Annotated in this window: 2 protein-coding genes and 1 pseudogene; all 3 read left to right on the top strand. The window is 72.0% G+C overall.

The genetic code is table 11. The features are described 5' to 3' along the window. Window positions 1–16 precede the first annotated feature (16 nt). Window positions 17–643, top strand: coding sequence for a CHAT domain-containing protein (locus tag ABZ885_RS40125; RefSeq protein WP_360199991.1), 627 nt, complete (start codon window positions 17–19; stop codon window positions 641–643). A gap of 74 nt (window positions 644–717) precedes the next feature. Continuing rightward, window positions 718–1,413: a hypothetical protein gene (locus tag ABZ885_RS40120; RefSeq protein ID WP_360199989.1), complete on the top strand. Its 696-nt coding sequence runs from the start codon at window positions 718–720 to the stop codon at window positions 1,411–1,413. A 288-nt stretch (window positions 1,414–1,701) separates the two neighbouring features. Then, a pseudogene (locus ABZ885_RS40115) lies at window positions 1,702–1,980 on the top strand (HAD family hydrolase); the annotation flags it as partial.

The raw sequence follows: 1,980 nt of genomic DNA, 5'->3' as shown, positions 1-1,980 counted from the left end.
GTGGCGAGGAGGCCGGATCCCCGGATCCGCCCGGGCCACCGTACGACCCCCCGGACGACCCGACGCCCGACGGGGACGGGCAGCCGTGTTCGGCGACCCGCGCGGCAACCTGCCCCGCGCGGCGCACGAGGCCCGGGCCGTGGCCGAACTCCTCGGCCTGCGCGCCGAGGTGGGGGAGGAGGTCACGCTGGCCCGGGTGCGCGCGGCCTTGCGCGAGGACGGCCTGGTGCACCTCGCCGCCCACGGCCTCCTGTCCGCCGGGGACGGCTTCGAGCGCGGCATGGAGCTCGCGGACGGCCGACTGCGCGCACGCGCCCTACTTGGCGAACAGACCACCGCCTGCGGAACGGTGGTGCTCAGCGGTTGCGAGACCGGCGTCAACGAGCAGCGACCCGGGGACGAACCAGTGGGCCTCACCCGGGCCCTGCTCCTCGGCGGCAGCTCGTGCGTCGTGGTCAGCCAGTGGCAGGTCGCCGACGACTCCGCGGCCGAGCTGCTCATGGCCTTCCACCAGGAGTTGCGAGCCGGCGCGGGTGCGCCCTTGGCCCTGCACCGGGCCGCCCTCGGCTCGGCCGGTGGGACGAACCCACGACAGCACTTCTACCACTGGGGACCCTTTGTGGCCGTGGGGGATTGGACGTGATCCCGCGCCGGGTGGTATCAGGATGTGACGGTGGTGATATGACGGAACATCAATTCAACGAGATGAGAGGCGAAATGGTGGACGCATCCGGCGAAGCGGCCGAGTCGGCGTGGCAGGAAGGCCCGACGCCCATCGAGTTTGGCCTGGAGGTGGATGAGGCGGCCCTGAGCGAGCGTGCCGCGGGACCCGCCGTACTCGACGAGGAGGTGCGCCTACTGGCCAAGGCCAACCGGTTCACCCTGAGCCTCGGGCCCATCGAGCCGGACGCCGCCGCTTCCGAGGACGCGAGGGTGCTCGACATTCCGCTGCTGTGCGTCGGGCACCCGCATCCCGAGTGCGAGCTGGAGTGGTTGAGCGTGAGCCTGTCCGTCCGGCCCGGCCGGGTGCTCGACCTCATCCCGGGCTCCGAGGTCTCGGACCAGCCCGTCAAGGTGGTCAGGAAGGGCACCGCCGGGCTCTCCTTCGACACGAGTGTGACCGTGCTGGCCCCCGAGGCCGCTCTGGAACGCAGCAGCGAGCAGGACGTCTACTTCCCGACGCTGCTGGCGAGCGGGAAGGACATGCAGTTGGCCAAGTGGACGTTCCAGCGCGCCGGCGTGGCCCCGCTGCGGGTCGACCGTCAGCTGCGCGTCCTGGCCCGCTTCTCGGACGCGGCTGTGCCCGAGGACCTACAGGTGACCTTGCGGGCGAAGGTGACGGTGCGCGGCTGGCAGGGCACGATCCCGCTGCTCGGTAGGCGGAAGGTCGAGTACGCCCTCCGCTCCAGCTGAAACGAGCCAGCCGCGATCGACGTAGACGGCGAGGCCAAGGGTCCCCGGCCGGCCGGTCGGTCTCCTGGAAGTTCACGGACTGCCTGCGCCGCAACACCCGCCGGGCCCTCGGCCCAGGCATCCGCATGGCGAGGCCGTTCGGGCCCGCTCCGACAGCGACGTCGACATCAAAACGCTCGTAGCGCTCTGGGGCAGGAGGCCGAGCCTACGGCACTCGCCGGCGCCGGTGGTCGCGTAGGGTCCGTACAGCGGGCGGCCGGGCGCATCGGTGGCGGGAAGGGGCGGAACGTGCGGATCAGGGGTGTGCTCTTCGACGTCGACGACACCTTGCTCGACTACTCGGGGTCGGAGGAGACCGGGATCCTCGCCCATCTGGGGGAGTCCGGGCTGCTGGGGCGCTTCGGGACGTCGGTGGTCGGGCTGTGGCGTGAGGTGATGGAGGACAGCTACGCGCGGTTCCTGGCCGGGGAGCTGACCTTCGCGGGGCAGCGGTATGAGCGCACCCGGCGCTTCCTCGCCCGGCTCGGCGAGGACGGCGCCGAGCTGCTGTCGGACGAGCAGGCCGGG

The sequence above is a fragment of the Kitasatospora sp. NPDC047058 genome, from assembly GCF_040643935.1.
Classification (GTDB): Bacteria; Actinomycetota; Actinomycetes; order Streptomycetales; family Streptomycetaceae; genus Kitasatospora.
The sequence above is the reverse complement of the archived record's forward strand: the minus strand, read 5'-3'. Positions and strand labels throughout refer to the sequence as shown.

Coding starts and splice junctions, on each gene's coding strand:
- ABZ885_RS40120 (WP_360199989.1), top strand. CDS start 718: ATGGTGGACGCATCCGGCGAAGCGGCCGAGTCGGCGTGGCAGGAAGGC.